This window comes from Roseateles sp. GW821-FHT09B06, assembly GCF_059418245.1.
This window is the reverse complement of the sequence record NZ_JBWKPM010000020.1, coordinates 33214-50685: the sequence shown is the minus strand read 5'-3', so window position 1 is coordinate 50685 and position 17472 is coordinate 33214. Positions and strand designations below refer to the sequence as shown.

The 17472-nt window shown below is 70.5% G+C and carries 15 protein-coding genes; 7 read left to right on the top strand and 8 right to left on the bottom strand.

Annotated features, from left to right (window positions below; genetic code table 11):
• The first annotated feature begins 66 nt into the window (after positions 1–66).
• Positions 67–534, top strand: a complete 468-nt coding sequence (locus AC07OQ_RS16890; RefSeq protein ID WP_495054292.1) for a tellurite resistance TerB family protein — start codon at positions 67–69, stop codon at positions 532–534.
• 174 nt (positions 535–708) lie between these two features.
• Positions 709–2136 carry a methyl-accepting chemotaxis protein gene (locus tag AC07OQ_RS16885; RefSeq protein ID WP_495054291.1) on the top strand — a complete coding sequence of 476 codons (1428 nt, stop codon included), beginning with the start codon at positions 709–711 and terminating at the stop codon, positions 2134–2136.
• 193 nt (positions 2137–2329) lie between these two features.
• On the opposite strand, the gene AC07OQ_RS16880 is transcribed toward AC07OQ_RS16885, so the two are convergent.
• The 3 genes from AC07OQ_RS16880 to AC07OQ_RS16870 form a co-directional block, all read right to left on the bottom strand.
• Positions 2330–3661 carry a dicarboxylate/amino acid:cation symporter gene (locus tag AC07OQ_RS16880; protein ID WP_495054290.1) on the bottom strand — a complete coding sequence of 444 codons (1332 nt, stop codon included), beginning with the start codon at positions 3659–3661 and terminating at the stop codon, positions 2330–2332.
• A gap of 94 nt (positions 3662–3755) precedes the next feature.
• A complete protein-coding gene (locus tag AC07OQ_RS16875; RefSeq protein ID WP_495054289.1) occupies positions 3756–5846 on the bottom strand; it encodes an RDD family protein in 2091 nt (696 codons plus the stop codon).
• Positions 5847–5971: 125 nt separating this feature from the next.
• Complete coding sequence (locus AC07OQ_RS16870) at positions 5972–6472, bottom strand: outer membrane protein assembly factor BamE (protein WP_495054288.1); 501 nt, start codon at positions 6470–6472, stop codon at positions 5972–5974.
• Positions 6473–6597: 125 nt separating this feature from the next.
• Here AC07OQ_RS16870 and AC07OQ_RS16865 point away from each other — a divergent pair, with 125 nt between their 5' ends.
• Both AC07OQ_RS16865 and AC07OQ_RS16860 read left to right on the top strand, forming a co-directional pair.
• A complete protein-coding gene (locus AC07OQ_RS16865; RefSeq protein ID WP_495054287.1) occupies positions 6598–7893 on the top strand; it encodes an acetyl-CoA hydrolase/transferase family protein in 1296 nt (431 codons plus the stop codon).
• A 2-nt stretch (positions 7894–7895) separates the two neighbouring features.
• Positions 7896–8441 (top strand): hypothetical protein, encoded by a 546-nt coding sequence (locus AC07OQ_RS16860; protein ID WP_495054286.1) that lies wholly within the window; start codon positions 7896–7898, stop codon positions 8439–8441.
• Positions 8442–8489: 48 nt separating this feature from the next.
• Here the strand turns inward: AC07OQ_RS16860 and AC07OQ_RS16855 are convergent, their stop codons facing one another.
• Positions 8490–9308 carry a hypothetical protein gene (locus AC07OQ_RS16855; protein WP_495054285.1) on the bottom strand — a complete coding sequence of 273 codons (819 nt, stop codon included), beginning with the start codon at positions 9306–9308 and terminating at the stop codon, positions 8490–8492.
• Positions 9309–9346: 38 nt separating this feature from the next.
• Positions 9347–11188, bottom strand: coding sequence for a sensor histidine kinase (locus AC07OQ_RS16850; RefSeq protein ID WP_495054284.1), 1842 nt, complete (start codon positions 11186–11188; stop codon positions 9347–9349).
• A gap of 231 nt (positions 11189–11419) precedes the next feature.
• On the opposite strand from AC07OQ_RS16850, the gene AC07OQ_RS16845 reads away from it, so the two are divergent.
• Together AC07OQ_RS16845 and feoB are read left to right on the top strand one after the other, a co-directional pair.
• Positions 11420–11677: a FeoA family protein gene (locus tag AC07OQ_RS16845; protein WP_495054283.1), complete on the top strand. Its 258-nt coding sequence runs from the start codon at positions 11420–11422 to the stop codon at positions 11675–11677.
• Complete coding sequence (feoB, locus tag AC07OQ_RS16840; protein ID WP_495054282.1) at positions 11674–13566, top strand: ferrous iron transporter B; 1893 nt, start codon at positions 11674–11676, stop codon at positions 13564–13566. Before AC07OQ_RS16845 ends, feoB begins: the two co-directional genes overlap by 4 nt.
• Before the next feature lie 81 nt (positions 13567–13647).
• Here the strand turns inward: feoB and AC07OQ_RS16835 are convergent, their stop codons facing one another.
• Both AC07OQ_RS16835 and AC07OQ_RS16830 read right to left on the bottom strand, forming a co-directional pair.
• Positions 13648–15570: a PhoX family protein gene (locus AC07OQ_RS16835; RefSeq protein ID WP_495054281.1), complete on the bottom strand. Its 1923-nt coding sequence runs from the start codon at positions 15568–15570 to the stop codon at positions 13648–13650.
• Between the two features lie 78 nt (positions 15571–15648).
• Positions 15649–15774: a hypothetical protein gene (locus AC07OQ_RS16830; RefSeq protein WP_495054280.1), complete on the bottom strand. Its 126-nt coding sequence runs from the start codon at positions 15772–15774 to the stop codon at positions 15649–15651.
• Positions 15775–15854: 80 nt separating this feature from the next.
• On the opposite strand from AC07OQ_RS16830, the gene AC07OQ_RS16825 reads away from it, so the two are divergent.
• Complete coding sequence (locus AC07OQ_RS16825) at positions 15855–16688, top strand: AraC family ligand binding domain-containing protein (protein WP_495054279.1); 834 nt, start codon at positions 15855–15857, stop codon at positions 16686–16688.
• Between the two features lie 7 nt (positions 16689–16695).
• On the opposite strand, the gene AC07OQ_RS16820 is transcribed toward AC07OQ_RS16825, so the two are convergent.
• A complete protein-coding gene (locus AC07OQ_RS16820) occupies positions 16696–17430 on the bottom strand; it encodes a PEP-CTERM sorting domain-containing protein (protein WP_495054278.1) in 735 nt (244 codons plus the stop codon).
• Positions 17431–17472: the final 42 nt, after the last annotated feature.

Genomic DNA, 17472 nt, shown 5'->3' with positions numbered 1-17472 from the left:
AGGTCGGCCCGATTCGCACCGTTCAAGCGAGGGATTGCGCGCCCCCGCTCGTGCCATCATTGGGCCATGCTGATGAAGACGCTCAAGGACCTGTTCGACGGCCTGCTCCCCCCGTTGCCCGGCGCGACCGCCGCCGTCCAGGAGCATGGCTTGCAGCTGGCCACCGCGGTGATGCTGGTCGAGGTGATGCGCGCCGATCCGAGTTTCCACGCCGGCGAGCGCGAAGCCGTGCTGGCCGCGCTGCGCGACAAGTTCGCGCTCGGCGAGGACGAGGCGGCGCGCCTGGCCGAGCTGGCCGAGGCCGTGGCGCAGCAGTCCACCGACCTGTTCGCCTTCACCTCGCGCATCAACGAACGCTTCGAGATGCCGCAGAAGCTGCGCATGATCGAGCATATGTGGCGCGTCGCCTATGCCGACGGGCATTTGAGCGCGCATGAGCGCCATGTGCTGTGGCGCATCGCCGACCTGCTGCATGTGCCGCAAGGCGCCTATGTGAACGCCAGGCTGCGGGCGCAGGCCGAGGCGCGCGACTGACTCACGGCGTTCGCAAGGCCGCCACGGGCGGCGGACGAAGCGTGAAATATGTCCCGATACGCGCGAGCGCATCGGCGCCGTCATGAACGTCCGTGCGCTGCTCGGGCAAGATGCTTCTTGATACATATCAAGGCGAAGACCGCACCGGGCCGTCAACGATCGGGGAGGATCACGATGCTGGAGGAACTGCGTCCGCAGGGGTTCAAGAAACTCTATATCGCGTGCGACCGCACCATGCTGGGCATCCTGGCCCTGAGCGGCTTGCTCGCGCTCGGCCTGGGCGTTTACTACGGCCAGACCGGTCTCGCCGTCCTGTGCTGCACGCTGTTGATGGGCCTGGCGCTGGCGGCCTATGCGCTGGCGGCGGGCAGCACCGCGTCGCGGATGCTGATCGCGCTGGCCCAGGTCGGCATGGTGGCCCTGCACATCCATCTGGCCATGGGGCGGGTGGAGTTCCATTTCGGGGTCTTCGTCACGCTGGCCGTGCTGCTGATGTACCGCGACTGGCGCGTGCTGCTGTTCGCGGCCGCGGCCTTCGCGGTCCAGCACATCGTGTTCGACCGCCTGCTGGCGGCCGGCGTGTCGGCCTACTGCCTGAGCGAGCCCGACTTCCCGCGCATCCTGCTGCACGCCGGCTATGTGGTGGCGCAGACCGCGGTGCAGATCCCGATGGCGCGGCTGATGCGCATGCGCACCAAGGAAGGCCTGGAACTGCACGACCTGCTGCGCGTGCTGGGCCAGGACGGCGCGCGCATGAGCCTGGACGTGGGGCATGTGCATGCCAGCACGCCGGCCGGCAAGCGCATCAAGCTGGCGCTGAGCCGCCTGGCCGCGGCGCTGGCGCGGGTGCAGCAGGCCGCGCGCAGCGTCGACGGCGCCTCGGCCGAGATCAACAGCGGCAACCGCGACCTGTCGGCCCGCACCGAGCAGGCCGCGAGCAGCCTGCAGGACACCGCCAGCTCGGTGCAGCGCCTGAGCGACACGGTGCGCTTGACCGCCGAATCGGCCTCGCAGGCCACCCGGCTGGCCAACGGCGCCGCCGGCGTGGCGCAGCGCGGCGGCGACATGATGGGCCGTGTGGTCAGCACGATGGACGAGATCCACGCCGCCTCGCGCAAGATCGGCGACATCATCGGCGTCATCGATGCGCTGGCCTTCCAGACCAATATCCTGGCGCTGAATGCCGCCGTCGAGGCGGCGCGGGCCGGCGAACAGGGCCGCGGCTTCGCCGTCGTGGCCTCCGAGGTGCGCGCGCTGGCCCAGCGCTCGGCCGCCGCGGCGCGCGAGATCAAGGCCCTGATCGGCGCCTCGCTGGAGAAGGTCGATGCAGGCAGCGGCCTGGTGCAGGATGCGGGCGGCACGATGGCCGAGCTGGTTGAATCGGTGCAGCGCGTCTCGGCGCTGATCGTCGAGATCGCCCAGGCCGCCGACGCGCAGCACCAGGGCTTCGCCCGCATCAATGCCGCGGTGACCCGGCTGGACGAGATGGTCCAGGGCAACACGGCCCTGGCGGCCCGGTCCGCCGATGCGGCCGTCAGCCTGAACGGCCATGCGCTGGAGCTGAACGAGGTGGCGGCCTCCTTCCAGCTCGGCCGCGGCTAGCAGGCTGTTGAAAAACTACTGCGGCGACCATCTGCGGCGTTGCGCGGTGCTCGGAATCCTCACGTACAGGAAGTACGTTCCGGTTCCTGCGCTCCGGGCGCCTAGCAGCTGGCCGTCCTCGCGACGTTTTTCAACAGCCTGCTAGGGCGCGCGGGCCTGGCCCGCGCCGGGCGTTTCCCTTCGGCCGCCGCGCTCAGCGCCTGGAGCCGGGCGCCATATGCTGGTCCACCGCATCGAGCACCTGCTCGGGCGCCTCGGCATCGATGTCGGTCTCGCCGTCGAGCTGGCGCTGCAGACGCGCGCTGTCCAGATCGCCGGTCCATTTGGCCACGACCAGGGTGGCGACGCCGTTGCCAATCAGATTCGTCAGCGCGCGCGCCTCGCTCATGAAGCGGTCGATCCCGAGGATCAGCGCCAGGCCCGCCACCGGCACGCCACCTACCGCGCTGAGCGTGGCTGCCAGCACGATGAAGCCGCTGCCGGTGACGCCGGCCGCGCCCTTGGAGGTCAGCAGCAGCACGGCCAGCAGGGTCAGCTGCTGGGTCAGGCTCATCGGCGTGTCGGTGGCCTGGGCGATGAAGACGGCGGCCATGGTCAGGTAGATGGCGGTGCCGTCGAGATTGAAGGAGTAGCCGGTCGGGATCACCAGGCCGACGGTGGACTTGCGTGCACCCAGGTTCTCCATCTTGGCCATCATGCGGGGCAGCACCGATTCGGAGGACGAGGTGCCCAGCACGATCAGCAACTCTTCCTTGATGTACTTGATGAACTTCAGGATCGAGAAGCCATGCGCACGCGCGATGCCGCCCAGCACGCAGAGGATGAACAGCAGGCAGGTCAGGTAGAAGCTGCCCATCAGCTTGCCCAGCTGAACCAGGGAACCGACGCCGTACTTGCCGATCGTGAACGACATCGCACCGAAGGCGCCGATCGGGGCCAGCTTCATGATGTAGCCGACGATCACGAACAGCACATGCGAGCTCTTCTCGATCAGGTCGAACACCAGGGTGCCGCGGCCGCCGAAGCGGTGCAGCGCGAAGCCGAACATCACCGCGATCAGCAGCACCTGCAGCATCTCGCCCTTGGCGAAGGCATCGACCACGGTGTTCGGGATGATGGCCAGCAGGAACTCGGTGGTCGTCTGCATCTTGCCGGGGCCGGTGTAGGCCGACAGCGCCTTGGTGTCCAGCGTGTGCGGGTCGACATGCATGCCGGCGCCCGGCTGCAGCAGGTTCACCACCACCAGCCCGATCACCAGCGCGATGCTGGAAACGATCTCGAAGTACAGCAGGGCCAGGCCACCGGTCTTGCCGACCTTCTTCATGTCTTCCATGCCGGCGATGCCCACCACCACGGTGCAGAAGATGATGGGCGCGATGATCATCTTGATCAGCTTGATGAAGCCATCGCCCAGCGGCTTCATCGCGGCGCCGCTGTCGGGATAGAAATGACCCAGCAGCACGCCGATGACGATGGCGGTGATGACCTGGGCATACAGGGATTTGTAGAGCGGACGGGCGGACATGGGCACTCCAGACGGCGAGACCCGCTATTGTTGGCCGCCGGATCAGGGTTTTCCATAGGTGGAATTGCAGACCCGGCCGCCGCCCGGCCGCGCCTCAGCCGGCGCGCCCCTGGAACATCAGCCGCTCGGCCAGCTCCCGCTGCGCCACCGGCAGGCGCGCGGCGGCGTCGATCAGGCGGATGACCTGCTCGCAGGAGGCCTGGCCGTCACGCCCCGGCGGGCTGGTCCGGCCCTCCGACCACAGGCCGCTCAGCAAGCCCGGCGCCTGGGCGCCCAGGGTGCGGCGCACCACCTCCAGCTCCAGCGCGCTGGGCGGCCGCGCCAGCCAGCGCGGCAGGCCGGCCTCGGCCGCGGCGCCCAGCCAGGCGGTCTGCTGGGCCTGCAGTTCCAGCGGCAGCCGGCGCTGCAGGCTCAGCTCGCCACCCAGCAGGGCCTGGCATTGGCCCGCGTCCGGCAGCGCCCGCAACTGGGCCCGCAGCAGGCCCAGATAGCGCCGCCGCAGCTCGGGCGGGGCGCCGACGATCAGTTCGGGCATCCGGGTGGCCAGCACCCGCAGCGCGGCCAGCTGCACCATGCCGTCGGCATCGTCGCCGCTCGCCGTGGCGCGTGCGGCGAGCATGCGCTGGGCCGCCTCGTCCGCCAGGCCGGGGAAGCGGATGTCGAGCTGGTACCAGGCCGGGTTGCCGCGCAGCGCATCGGCGAGGCTGTCCGGCCGGGAGGCCTCGTCGCCGCGCGGCAGCGCCACGTCCAGCGTCCGCGGGGCCGCCGCGATCAGCGCATGCGAGACCAGCTCCTCGCTCTTCGGGTACCACATGCTATGGGCCGGGGTGCGCGCGGTGCGTTCGATGAAGTGCTCGGGCAGGCCCATGCGCCGGTAGGTGGCCGCGAGCTCGAGATTGGCCATCTCGTCGAACACCGGGTTGTAGGTGCCGCTGGAGGCGCGGTGGAAGCCCAGCTGGGCGCCGGGCATCAGCTGGCGCTGCGCGCCGGCCAGGAACACCAGGGTGCAGGCGCTCTCGCAGCCGCCCACGGCGCGCGTGCCGGCACCGGCCTTGCGCACGAGTTCCACCATGCGCTCGGCCTCATAGATGCGCCCGCCCGGCGAATCCAGTTCGAACAGGCGCACCGGCTGCGGCGTGCCGGCCAGCAGGGCCTGCAGGCGCGTCGCATCGCCCATGCCGATCGGTCCGCTGAGCCGCAGGGTGCGGCCGTCGGCCGAGAGCTTGAATGCGGCCTGGCCGATCGGATCGATGCCGCGCGCCAGCTGCCAGTACTCGTCCATCTGCGGGGCGAAACCCAGCAGGGCCGACAGCAGCAGCTGCGCGGCCGAACCGATCAGGCTCAGCCGCGTCAGCCAGCCCCACAGGCCCGAACCGCCGTTGCGCAGGTAATGGCCGGCGGCGCGCCAGGCGCCGACGATGCACCAGACATCGATCGCGATCATCAGCGGCCAGCCGACCAGCATCGCGATGCTGCCGGCCTGCAGCGCCTCGCCCTTCAGGCTGATCCAGGTCATCAGCCCGGTCAGCGCCATCGCCAACGGCACCGTCAGCAGCACGTTGTTGACCCAGAAGCTCTGCACCAGGCTCTGCTCGCCGCGCCAGTGCCGCGCGGCATAGCCCTGGCCCTCCTCGGCGCTGCTGCCGTCGCGGCGCTGGCGCCGCACGACGCGCGTGCCCGCGAGCCGGTCGTGCCAGCCGCGGCGCTCCTCGTCCAAGGCCGCCCAGGCGAAGCCCAGGCCGAGCGGCAGGGCCGAGGCGAAGTAGGCCAGCCAGCGCACCGTGCTCTGCAGCAGGTCGGGGCGGCCGCCGCTGCGCGCGTCGATCACGCGCACGCCCACCAGCAGCTTGCCGGGCGTGGCGCCCTGCCAGGTCCAGAACAGGATGGCCAGCAGCGCCGGCAGGCCCCAGTTGATGGCCAGGCTGGCCGGGCGCGTGTCGCTCAGCCGCGCCACCGGCTCGCGGTAGATCAGCCACATCAGCGGGGCGCTGAGCGCCAGCAGCAGCAGGCCGTCGATCAGCAGCGCCCAGGCCCGCGGCCACAGGCCTGCGGGGCGGGCCGGCGGCGGGCGAGGGCGGCGCGGTGCCCGTGGCGTGCCGCCGCGCGCCGCCATGGCGGATGAATCGGCGTCGGCGACGGTCAATGCGGTGTGATCGGCCGCGTTACTGGCGGTGGTTGAGGCCACTCGGTGCTCCCTGGGTTGGCGCCCACTCTAGCGGCAGCCCGGCCCTCGCGAGCGCGGCGGGCCCACAGTTTTTCACGGAATATGACCAAACGGCGCCCGGGCGGGCGCGCCGGTCGGGCGTCCGCTCAGCGATCGAAGGGGAAGCGGCCCGGGAACACCATGCTCTGCGTGGTGCGCAGCACCACGCCGTCCTTGAAGTGGACGTTGAAGCGCAGCAGATAGCCGCTGTGGTCGGGGTCGACATTCCAGTCCCACACGTCCTCGCCGCTGAACTTGAAGAACACCCGGCTGCGCTCCCGGCCGAGCCGCCGGCTGACTTGCTCCTGCGTCATGCCGGCCGCGATCGCGAAGCGGCTGGCCTCGCGCAACGTGTCCTCGATGCTCACGAGCCTGCCCTCGCGGTCCAGCGTGACCATGTAGCAGGTCCGGCCGAAGGGTTGGGAGGAATATTCCAGCGTCTGACCGCCGTCGGGGTTGGTCCAGCGGCGCACCGGCTGGCCATGGCTGGCGTAGACGGCATCGGCGGTGCTGCTGCCCACCACCAGCGAGCGGTCGCGCCCGAGGTCGGCGCAGCCGGCAAGCAGGGCCAGCGCCAGGCCCAGGACAGGAATCGATCGGGACGGCATCGCAGCCTCCTTGCAAAGGAGTGGACATCGATTATTCCGCAAGCCGGCCGACCCTGCCGGCGGCGGTCAAGCTGCGGTCAGCCGGCGCAGGCACACTGCGGGTTCCTGCCGTCCCGGAGTACCGCATGTCCGTCCAAGGCCAGTACCGCCAGAAACTCTGCAGCGCCGATGCGGCGCTCGACCAGCTGTGCGATGGCGATTTCATCGTCGTGCCCACCGGCGTCGGCGAGCCGCCGGCCCTGCTGACGGCCCTCTCGGAACAGCGCCGTCGCTTTCGCGACGTCAAGGTCGGCCAGATCCTGGCGCTGCGCAAGTTCGGCTACTTCGATCCCGAGACGGTCGAGCATGTGCGCCATGTGTCCTTCTTCTTCGGCGCCGCCTCGCGCGCCGGCGGCCAGGCCGGCTGGATCGATTTCATCCCCAGCTATTTCTCCGAGATGCCCGAGCTGATCGCGCGCGGCCAGATCCCCGCGGACGTGGTGTTCGCGCTGGCCTCGCCGATGGATGCGCATGGCTATTTCTCGCTCAGCCTGGGAGCCGACTACACGATGGCCGCCGTTGCCAGGGCGCGCGCGGTGGTGCTCGAGGTCAACCCCCATGTGCCCTTCGCCTTCGGCGCCTGCCATGTGCATATCTCGCAGGTGGCGGCCCTGGTGGAAAGCGAGGAGCCGGTGCTGGAGGTGGGCCTGCCCAAGATCGGGCCGGTGCAGCAGGCCATCGGCAAGCATGTGGCCGAGATGATCGAGGACGGCTCCACCCTGCAGATCGGCTACGGCGGCATTCCCGACGCGGTGGTGATGCAGCTGACGGCCAAGCGCGACCTGGGCATCCACACCGAGATGATCGGCGACGGCATCCTGACCCTGATCGAGAGCGGCGCCGTCACCAACCGCCGCAAGAACTACCTGCCCGGCAAGATGGTCGCGACCTTCGCGCTGGGCTCGCAGAAGCTCTATCGCTTCATGGACCGCAACCCGGGCCTGGAGATGCACCCGGTGGACTTCACCAACGACCCCTATCTGGCCGGCCGGAACGACAAGCTGGTGGCGATCAACGCCACGCTGCAGATCGACCTGCTGGGCCAATGCGGCTCGGAAAGCCTGGCGCACCTGCCGTATTCGGGCACCGGCGGCCAGGTGGACTTCGTGCGCGCCGCGAATCGCTCGCGCGGCGGCAAGGCCTTCATCGTGCTGCCGTCGACCGCCAAGGACGATACGATCTCGCGCATCGTGCCGACCTTGACGCCCGGCACCCACCTGACCACCGGCAAGAACGACATCAACTACGTGGTCAGCGAGCATGGCGTGGCCCAGCTGCGCGGCAAGTCGGCCAGGCAGCGCGCGCTGGAGATGATCTCGATCGCCCATCCCGACTTCCGCGCCGGGCTGCGCGAGGCGGCGCGCGGGCTGGGTCTGCTGTAGGCATGCCGATGCGCGGCGCGCTGGGCGCTGCCATGCTGGCCGTCGCGCTGACGGCCGGCGCGGCGCGGGCCGCCGAGCCGCCCTGCCTGCTGGTGTTCGGCCATGGCCGCAACCACCAGGCCGAGCTGCCCGAGCAGAACCGGCAATGGGACCTGCTGAACGCCGCCTTCAATGCGGCGGTGCGCGCGCCGCTGGAGCAGGCGGGCCGGCGCACCGTGGCCCTGGTGCTGCCGGTGGCGGCCACCGATCTGGCGCGCAATCTGGAGCTGTTGCTGGACGAGGCCGTCGCGCGCGGCTGCAGCCAGGTGCTGGAGACCACCCTGTTCGCCGATTTCGCGGCCAACACCCTGGTGGCCCGGCTGCGCCTGTACCCGCTGCTGGGCAGCCTGGGGCCGCGCGCGGCCCGGGTCCTGCCGACGGTGGGCCAGCCGATCTTCACCAACCAGCGCGAATTCGACCTGCAGCCGCGCGTGCTCGAGCGCCTGCGTCCGCAGGCGCTGGGCGAGGAGATGGCGCGCCAGACGCTGCAGCAGATGCCCGCGCCCTGAGTTGCCTGCGGCGCGGCGACGCTTGCCGGGCCTGACGGTGGGGGAGGTTCAGGCCGCAGCGGCCTGCAGACCGCTGCTGCGGTACTCGTTGTAGATCACGCCGACGACGATGGCGGCGTCCTCGGCGAAGTAGCGCTTCAGAAAGGGCGAGGCCAGGAAGTTCTCGCGCACCTTCTGGCGCAGCGAGATGTGCATCAGCAGCGCCCGCCGCGCGGGCTGCTCCAGGAACTCGACCTTCACCTCGTAGCCCTCGCTGACCGAGCCCTGGATGGTGCCGAGGAAATGCTTGAGCAGGGGATGGGCGGCCACCTGGTTCAGGTTGGCGGCGCCGATCACCTGGTCGGACAACGCGCCCTGCGGGGCGCTGTCGGCGCGCAGCTCCAGGCTGGTGAAGACCTCGAAATTGAACACATTGGTCTTGATGCCCACCTGGGGCCGCGCGGCATTGGCCGGGGCGTCGCGCCAGCCGAACTCGAAATAGGCATAGGAGCGGCCATCGCTGGGCTCGCGCAGGCGCACGCTGGAGAAGGGGTAGGGCTGGGTGGAGACCTGAGCCGGCGCGGCGCACCATTTCTGGAAGCGCTCCAGCATGGTCCTCTCCAGGAAGCCGGTGATCAGGCGGTCGATCTGGGCCGTCGAGGTGCGCCGCACCGCGATGGCCGCCACCACGGCCGAGGCCAGCGGCACCAGCACCAGCAGCAGCTGCAGCGCCGCGGACTTGATGTCGTCGTTGCTGCTGGTGGCCGCGACCCACAGCGCGGTGACCAGCGAGACCGCGCTGATCAGCGACAGCGCCACCACGGCCCAGACCGGCAGGGTGATGATGGCGTCGCTCAGGCTGGTCTTGGCGGGGTTGTCTTGTTCCATGGCGGGGCAAGTCTAGCGATCGCGGCGGCCGCTCAGGCCTAGGCGCGCTGCAGCCGCACGCCGAACACCGAGCCGCGGCCCGGCGTGCTGCGCACCTCGACCACGCCGCCCATCTGCTCGACCAGCAGCTTGACGATGGACAGGCCCAGGCCCGTGCCGCGCAGGTGGGCGGTGGCCGGCAGGCGCTTGAAGGGCTGGAACAGCGCCGCCATCTCGATCTCGCTGAGACCCTCGCCCTGGTCCTCCACCTCGATCAGCAGGCGCTGCGCCTCCAGGCGCGTGCGCACCCGCGCCTCGCCGCCGCGGCGGTTGTACTTGCAGGCGTTGCTGATCAGGTTGGCCAGCACCTGGCTCAGGCGGTGCGCATCGCCCAGCACCGCCAGGTCCGGCGGCAGCGGCTCGGCCAGCAGGCGCACGTCGAACTCCTGGGCCTCGGCCGCGCTCAGGTCCAGTGCCTCCTGCAGCACCGGCGCGAGCGGCGTGGGCTCGCGCAGCACGCTGAACTGGCCGGAGTCGATGCTGCTGATGTCCAGCACATCGTCCACCAGGCGCAGCAGGTGCTTGCCGGCGCCCTGGATCATCTCGATGTTGCGGCGCTGGCGCGCGACCAGCGGCTCGGCGCTGTTCAGCAGCAGCAGGTCGGAGAAGCCCAGCACGGCGTTCAGCGGCGTGCGCAGCTCATGGCTGAGGCGCGACAGGAATTCCATGCGCGCGGCGGCGCTGCGCTCGGCGGCGGCCTTGTCCAGCGCCAGCTGGGCCTGCCGCACCTCGGCGCTGACGTCCTTGACCACGCCCACCATGCGGCGGTCGCCGGCCGCCAGGCTGCCGCGCATCAGGCCGGTCACCTCCAGATGGCGCGGTGCCGTCTCGCCGGCGCGGCGGATGCGGTAGCGCTGGTGGAAGGTGGCGCCGCTGCTCAGCGCCCGCTCCAGCTGGACCTGCAAGGCGGCGCGGTCCTCCATCTCGACCTGCTCGCGCAGCCGGGCGCGCTGCAGGGTCAGGCCGTCCGGGCCGCTGTCCAGCCCGTAGGCGGCACAGGCGCGCGCGTCCAGGAGCACCCGGTCGTCGGCGTGCCACCATTCGAACAGGCCCAGGCCGTCGCTCTCGGCCGCCAGCGACCAGCGCCGGTTGGCGTCTTCCAGCGCGATCTCGTAGCGGATCTGGCGCCGCAGGCCCAGGCGGGCCAGCTGGTAGGCCGTCAGGGTCAGCAGCAGGGCGGTCAGACCGACGATGGCGGCCAGCACCAGGAAGGCCTGGCGCGAGGCCTCGCCCAGGCTTTGGCTGAACTGGCGCTCCAGTCCCAGCAGTTCGTTGTCCAGCTCGTTGACGGCCATCAGCAGCATCGCGACCCGGGGAGCGCGCTCGGCCTCGGTCTGGTCGGGCCGGGGCCGCAGCTGCTCGGCCAGCTGGCGCAGCTTCTCGATCAGCGCGTCGGCACGGCGCCAGACCTCGATCGGCTCCGCCAGCAGCGGGCTGTGGCTGAACCAGCGGTAGAGCCGGATCATGCCGGGAATGTCGTCGGCGGCATTGCTGCCGCGCAGCAGCGCCGCGGTGGTCCGCTCCCGGTCGAGCCGGGGCTGGTCCATCGCAATTCGCGCGTCATGATCGCCCATCGGTACCTGCAGCGCGGTCTCGAAGCGCTGCAGATCGCGCGGGTTGGCGCTGTCGGCGTAGCTGCGCAGGTGCCGGACCGCCTGGGCGCGTGCCTTGGACCATTGGCTCTCGCCGCCCACATAGGCACGGGTGGCCGACAGCAGGTGAAAGCCCAGCAGGCTCAGCGTCAGCATCACGGCATTGCCGATCAGCAGCGGCGTCAACACCATGGCGTAGCTGAGGCGACGCCCGCGTGGACGGTCTACCGGCTGCTTGCTTGAATTCATCGCGCTCCCTGTTATGCCGCGCCGCCCGCGTTTGGGCGCTTGTCTCGCAACGGGAAGGCGACAGTATGAGCTTGTGTCTGAATGTGTGAAGCGAGGGATCCCCGAATCCGTGACTTCCTGCCCGGCCCGCGCGCGCGGCCCCGGACGCCGGCTGATGAGACAATCGAGAAATATTCTCATTTGATGTATCGATCTGGCCGCCGGTGCCAGCCCTGTCCGAGATCCCGAGCCATGACCGCCATCGCCGCTTTCACGCTTGCCCACGCCCAGATCGGCGCGGCACACCGGGTGGAGGCGCTACAGCCGCCCGGCCATGCGCCCGAGTGGGGCCCCTGGCTGGAGCAGATCGGCTTCGTGGCCGGTGAGCATGTCAGCGTGCTGACCCGCGCGCTGCCCGGCGGCGACCCGCTGGTGGTGCGCATCGGCCAGTCCACCTTTGCGCTGCGCCGCGCCGAGGCGGACTGCATCCAGCTGCGCCAGCCCGAATGAGCGTCGAATCCCCGATCCATGTCCACCCGGCCGGCCCGCTGCTGGCCCTGGTGGGCAACCCGAACTGCGGCAAGACCGCGCTGTTCAACCGCCTGACCGGCAGCCGCCAGAAGGTGGCCAATTACGCCGGCGTCACCGTCGAGCGCAAGGAGGGCCGGCTGAAGACCACGGCCGGCAGGCTGCTGCGCCTGCTGGACCTGCCCGGCACCTACAGCCTCTATCCGCGCTCGCCGGACGAGCGCGTCACCTGCGAGGTGCTGGCCGGCCATGCCCGCGGCGAGAAGCGCCCGGACCTGGTGGTCTGCGTGCTGGACGCCACCAATCTGCGCCGCAACCTGCGCCTGGTGCTGGCCGTGCAACGCCTGGGACTGCCGGTGGTGGTGGCGCTGAACATGGCCGACCTGGCGGCCCGGCGCGGCCTGGCGATCGACGCCGAGGCGCTGTCGCGGGCCCTGGGCCTGCCGGTGGTACGCACCATCGCCACCCAGGGGCAGGGCCTGGACGAGCTGCGCGCTCTGCTGGACCGGCCCGAGGCCTGGGCGCCCGGGGCATCGGCCGCGGCCGACGGCGCGGCCGCGCAGGACCAGGCGCGCGTGAACGCCATCCTGCGAGGGCTGGGCCTGGACCAGCAGACGCCCGAACTGCCCAGCGACCGCTTCGACCGCTTCGTGCTGCATCCGGTGCTGGGCCCCATCCTGCTGGCCGTGCTGCTGTTCCTGCTGTTCCAGGCGGTGTTCTCCTGGGCCGAATGGCCGATGAGCCAGATCGACACGGCCACCGCCTGGTTGGGCGCGCAAGCCGGCACCTGGCTGCAGGGTTTTCCGTTTGATGGCTGGCTGCGCAGCCTGGTGGTCGACGGGCTGATCGCCGGCGTTGGCGGCGTGCTGGTGTTCCTGCCGCAGATCCTGATCCTGTTCTTCTTCATCCTGATCCTGGAGGAGTCCGGCTACCTGCCGCGCGCGGCCTTTCTGCTGGACCGGCTGATGGGCAGCGTCGGCCTGTCGGGGCGCAGCTTCATCCCGCTGCTGTCCAGCTTCGCCTGCGCGATCCCCGGCATCATGGCAACGCGTTCGATCGCGAATCCGCGCGACCGCCTGGTCACGATCCTGATCGCGCCGATGATGACCTGTTCGGCCCGGCTGCCGGTCTATGCGCTCCTGATCGGCGCCTTCGTGCCCAAACGCGAGCTGGCGCACGGCTGGATCGAGTTGCAGGGCCTGGTGCTGTTCGTGCTGTACGGGGCCGGCATCCTCGGGGCCCTGGCCGTGGCCTGGCTGCTGAAACGCTTCACCCGCAGCGGCCGCCAGGTGCGCTCGCTGATGATGGAGCTGCCCGCCTACCACTGGCCGAGTCCGCGCGCGGTGGCGCTGGGCCTGTGGCAGCGCGCGCAGATTTTCCTTCGCCGAGTCGGCGGCGTGATCCTGACCCTGACCCTGCTGCTGTGGTTGCTGTCCAGCTTCCCGGGCGCGCCCGAGGGCGCGACGCAGCCGCCGATCTACTACAGCGTGGCGGGCTGGATCGGCCGCGGCCTGGCCTGGCTGTTCGAGCCGATCGGCTTCAACTGGCAGATCAGCCTGGCCCTGGTGCCGGGCATGGCGGCGCGGGAGATCGCGATCAGCGCGCTGGGCACGGTCTACGCGCTGTCGGCAGGTGCCGAGGACGCGACGCAAGCCCTGACCCCGCTGATCGCCGCCGGCTGGGGGCTGCCGACGGCCCTTTCGCTGCTGGCCTGGTTCGTGTTCGCGCCCCAATGCCTGTCGACCCTGGCGGCGGTCAGGCGCGAGACCGGCGGCTACAGAATCCCGGCCCTGATGCTGGCCTATCTGTTCGCGCTGGCCTATGGGGCCGCCTTCCTGACCTACCGGATCAGCGGCTGGCTATTGGGTTGACCCCCTGCCGGCTGCGCCGGCCCCCTCAGGGAGCGCGCCCGCAGGCCCGGCGGAGCCGGATCCTCGGGCGCCGCTGGGCCGTTAGCTTCCGATCGGCCCGCCATCCGTTTTGCGGATGACGAGGGTGGCCGAGCGCGGCCGGCCATCCGAGCGGAAGTCGGGCCAGTTCGAGATCTTGCGGGGCTCTTTGGGGTCACTGCGCTCGCTGGGGCTTTCGCCCGGGTGCTGGATGTTGATGAACATGGTGCGGCCGTCGGGCGTGCCGGTGGCGCCGGTGATCTCGCAGCCGGCCGGGCCGACCAGGAAGCGCCGAACTTCGCCGCTGGCCGGGTCGGCCGCCAGCATCGCGTTATTGCCCAGGTTCTTCAGCTCGCCCCTGCCCATCGCCGAGGTGCTCATGTCGGTCTGGATCCACAGGATGCCGCGGCCGTCCACCCACAGGCCGTCCGGGCAGCCCAGCGCGTCGCCCTTGACATTGCCCTTGGCCTCGGCGCGTTCGTTGGCCGGATCGCCGGCCAGCAGGAAATGGGTCCAGGCGAAGCCCTGGCCGTCGAAGTCGCCGTCCTCCTTCCAGCGGATGATGTGGCCCATCTGGTTGTTGGCGCGCGGGTTGGCGGCGTCGGGGCCTGCTTGCCTGTCGGATCCGCGGTTGCTGTTGTTGGTCAAGGTGCAGTAGACGAATCCCTGCTTGTCCACCGCGATCCACTCGGGCCGGTCCATCTTGGTCGCGCCCAGCAGGTCGCTGGCCTGGCGGGTCTTGACCACCAGCTCGCCCTGGTCGGCAAAGCCGTTGGCGGCGGTGAGCGGGCCCTGGCCATGGCTCAGCGGCAGCCAGCGGCCGCGGCCGTCGGCGTCGAAGCGCGCGACATACAGGCTGCCATGATCCAGCAGCTCGGCATTGGCCGCGAAGCCGCCGGGGCGGATCTGGTCGCGGCTGACGAACTTGTAGATGTATTCGAAGCGCGAGTCCTCGCCCATATAGACCACGGCGCGGCCGTCCTTGGTCACCGCGACGGTCGCGCCCTCATGCGCGGCGCGGCCCAGGGCCGTGCGCTTGACCGGGGGAGCGCTGGGGTTGAAGGGGTCGATCTCGACCACCCAGCCGTGGCGGTTCGGCTCGTTCGGGTGCTTGGCGGCGTCGAAACGCTCGTCATGCTCGGCCCAGCGGTAGCCGGCCGGCTCGCCCTTCTTCAGGCCCCAGCGGGCCTGGTGGGCGTCGGGCTGGTCCGGGCCCTTGAAGTAGTTGATGAAGTTCTCTTCGCAGGTCAGATAAGTGCCCCAGGGCGTGATGCCGCTGGCGCAGTTGTTGAAGGTGCCCAGCACCCGGCGGCCGGCCGGGTCGGCCGCGGTCTTCAGCAGCGCATGGCCGGCGGCCGGGCCGCCGACGCCCATCGGCGTGCCGGCGGTGATGCGGCGCGCCCAGGGCGAGGGGCGCACCAGGTCCCACTGCCCGTTGCTCTTCTGCTCGACCTCGATCACCGAGACGCCATGCGCGGCCTGGGCCTTCTTCACCTTGGCGGCGTTCCAGGTCGCCATGCCGTCGGGATGCAGCAGGCCGTCGTCGCTGTATTCGTGGTTCATCACCAGCAGGCCGCTGGCGGAGCCGTTCTGCGCGAAGAAATGGATGCCGTCGTGGTGCATGCCCAGCTGCGCCTCCTGCTCGGCGGCGCTGTTCGAGCCGTCGAACTTGAAGGCCGGGTTCTCGCCCGACAGGCCCACCGGTTCGCCCCAGGGCGCGATCACCTGCACCTGGTAGCCCTCGGGCACCAGCACCTTGTCGGCGGTGGAAACCGGCACGCTCTTGAAGCCCAGCAGCGGGCCGCCGATGGCGCTGCCCGTGGTGGAGCAGCCGGCCAGCGGCGCCAGCAGGGCCCCGAGACTTGCTCCTAGCCCGAGGCCCAGGCCGCCGCCCAGCAGGCGCCGCCGCGCGGGGTCGGAGACTTCATGGATGCTCGGATTGGCCGAGCGGTTGCTGTCTTCCATCTGGGCGAAGTCTTTGGGCATGGGCTACCTCGTCGGGGGGCAAAACCACCGAGCTTGGCGGTCCAGCATGACAAAAGCGTGACGGGAAAAAGCGGGCGCTCAGAGCGCACCGGCGAACAGCATCGCGCCGGCCACCACCAGGGCCAGCAGTCCGGCCATCAGGCCGAACAGCAGCCCGCCCAGCAGATGGGCCTGGACGAGCGGGTGCAGGCGGGGCGGGACCATGGCGTGCGGGGGCTCCGAAACGCCATTGAGCGCCCGGCCGGCGCCAGGGTCAAGTCCGCCCATGCCATGATGCCGGGATCATGCAGTTCGAACATGCCGCCGACCGGGCCCAGTACCGCCGCCCCGCGCACCGCGCCGGGGTGGAGCTGTACCACGCCTCGATCCTGCGCCACCGCTTCGAGCCGCACACCCATGAGGCCTATGGCCTGGGCGCGATCACCGCCGGGGTCGGGCGCTTCCACTGGCGCGGTGCCGAGCATCTGGCGCCGCGCGCGACCCTGATGCTGATGAATCCCGAGGACATCCATACCGGCCGGGCCGAGCTGGACGACCAGGCCTGGGGCTATCGCATGGTGTATCTGGAGCGCGAGCTGCTGGCCGAGCTGAGCGGCGAGCCCGACTGGTGGTTCGATGCGGCGGTGGCGCATGACGCGGCCAGCGCCACCGAGGCGGCCGGCCTGATCGCCGGTCTCTGGCGCGCCGGCCAGCAGGACGACGCGCTGGCCTTCGACAGCGCGCTGCTGGCGCTGGTGCAGGCGCTGCGGCGCCATGCCCGCGTGGGCAGTCCGGCGCGCGCCGAGGCGAAAAAGATGCGTTTCGCGCCGGTGCTGGACTTCATGCGTGCCCAGCTGGGCGAGAAGCTCGGCCTGGAGCAGCTGGCGGCGGTGGCGGGCCTGAGCCCCTTCCACTTTTTGCGCAGCTTCAAGGCACAGACCGGCGCGACGCCGCAGCAGCAGCTGATGGCGCTGCGCCTGTTCGAGGCCAAGCAGCAGCTGGCCACGGGGGAGGCGCCGGCCGCCGTGGCGGCGGCCGTGGGGCTGACGGACCAGGCGCACCTGAACCGGGCCTTCGTCGGGCGCTATGGCGTGACGCCGGGCGCCTACCAGCGGCAGCTGGGCCTGCGCCGGGCCTGAGGCGGCGTCAGACCTTGGGGCGACGGCGCCGCGCGACGAGGCCCAGCGCGCCGAGGCCGGCGACCAGCATCGCGTAGCTGGCGGGCTCGGGCACGGCATTGACGGTGCCGTTCAGCACGAAGGGCAGCTCCTTCAAGGCCAGGCTACCGTCGGCCAGCAGCGCATCGGCAAAGGGCGCGCGATCGCTCGACTGCATCGCATTGCCGATCACGCCGGCGTCCGCCACGGGCGGCTGAAAGGGGCCCGAGCTCAGCGATCCCGCCATGCTCCAGCGCAGCCAGTACTGGCCCGGCGCCAGCTGCAGATCGGTGATGTCGGCGCTGGCGCGGTAGATCGGTCGCACCACGCTGGTTTGGGCATTGGGGGCGACGCGGTAGCCGACTAGGCCGCCGTTGCCCAGTGCGGTCGTGCCCTGGGCCACCAGCGTACCGTTGTTGACGTCGCCGGCCATGATGCTCCAGGTGACCGACTGGAAGGTGAAGGCCGTGGCGTTGTTCTGGAACGCGAAGAAGTCGATGCTCTGCAGGGTCCAGCCGCCGGCGGCGCTGACGCTGAAGTCGTCGGCCACCGCATTCGGCAGCGTGGGGCGCTGCTGCATGCCGAAACCGTAGAAGGTTCTCGGCGTGTTGCGGGAATCGATCGACAGGCCGTTCGCGTTGACCGCGGCCCCGTTGTCGTGCAGCACGGTGGCGTGGCTCAATGCACTGGCGGCTGCCAGGCTCAGGATGGCGATGGACTTCATGGCAGGGGCTCCTCAAGGCCTCGTTTTTTTGCGCTCGCGAGT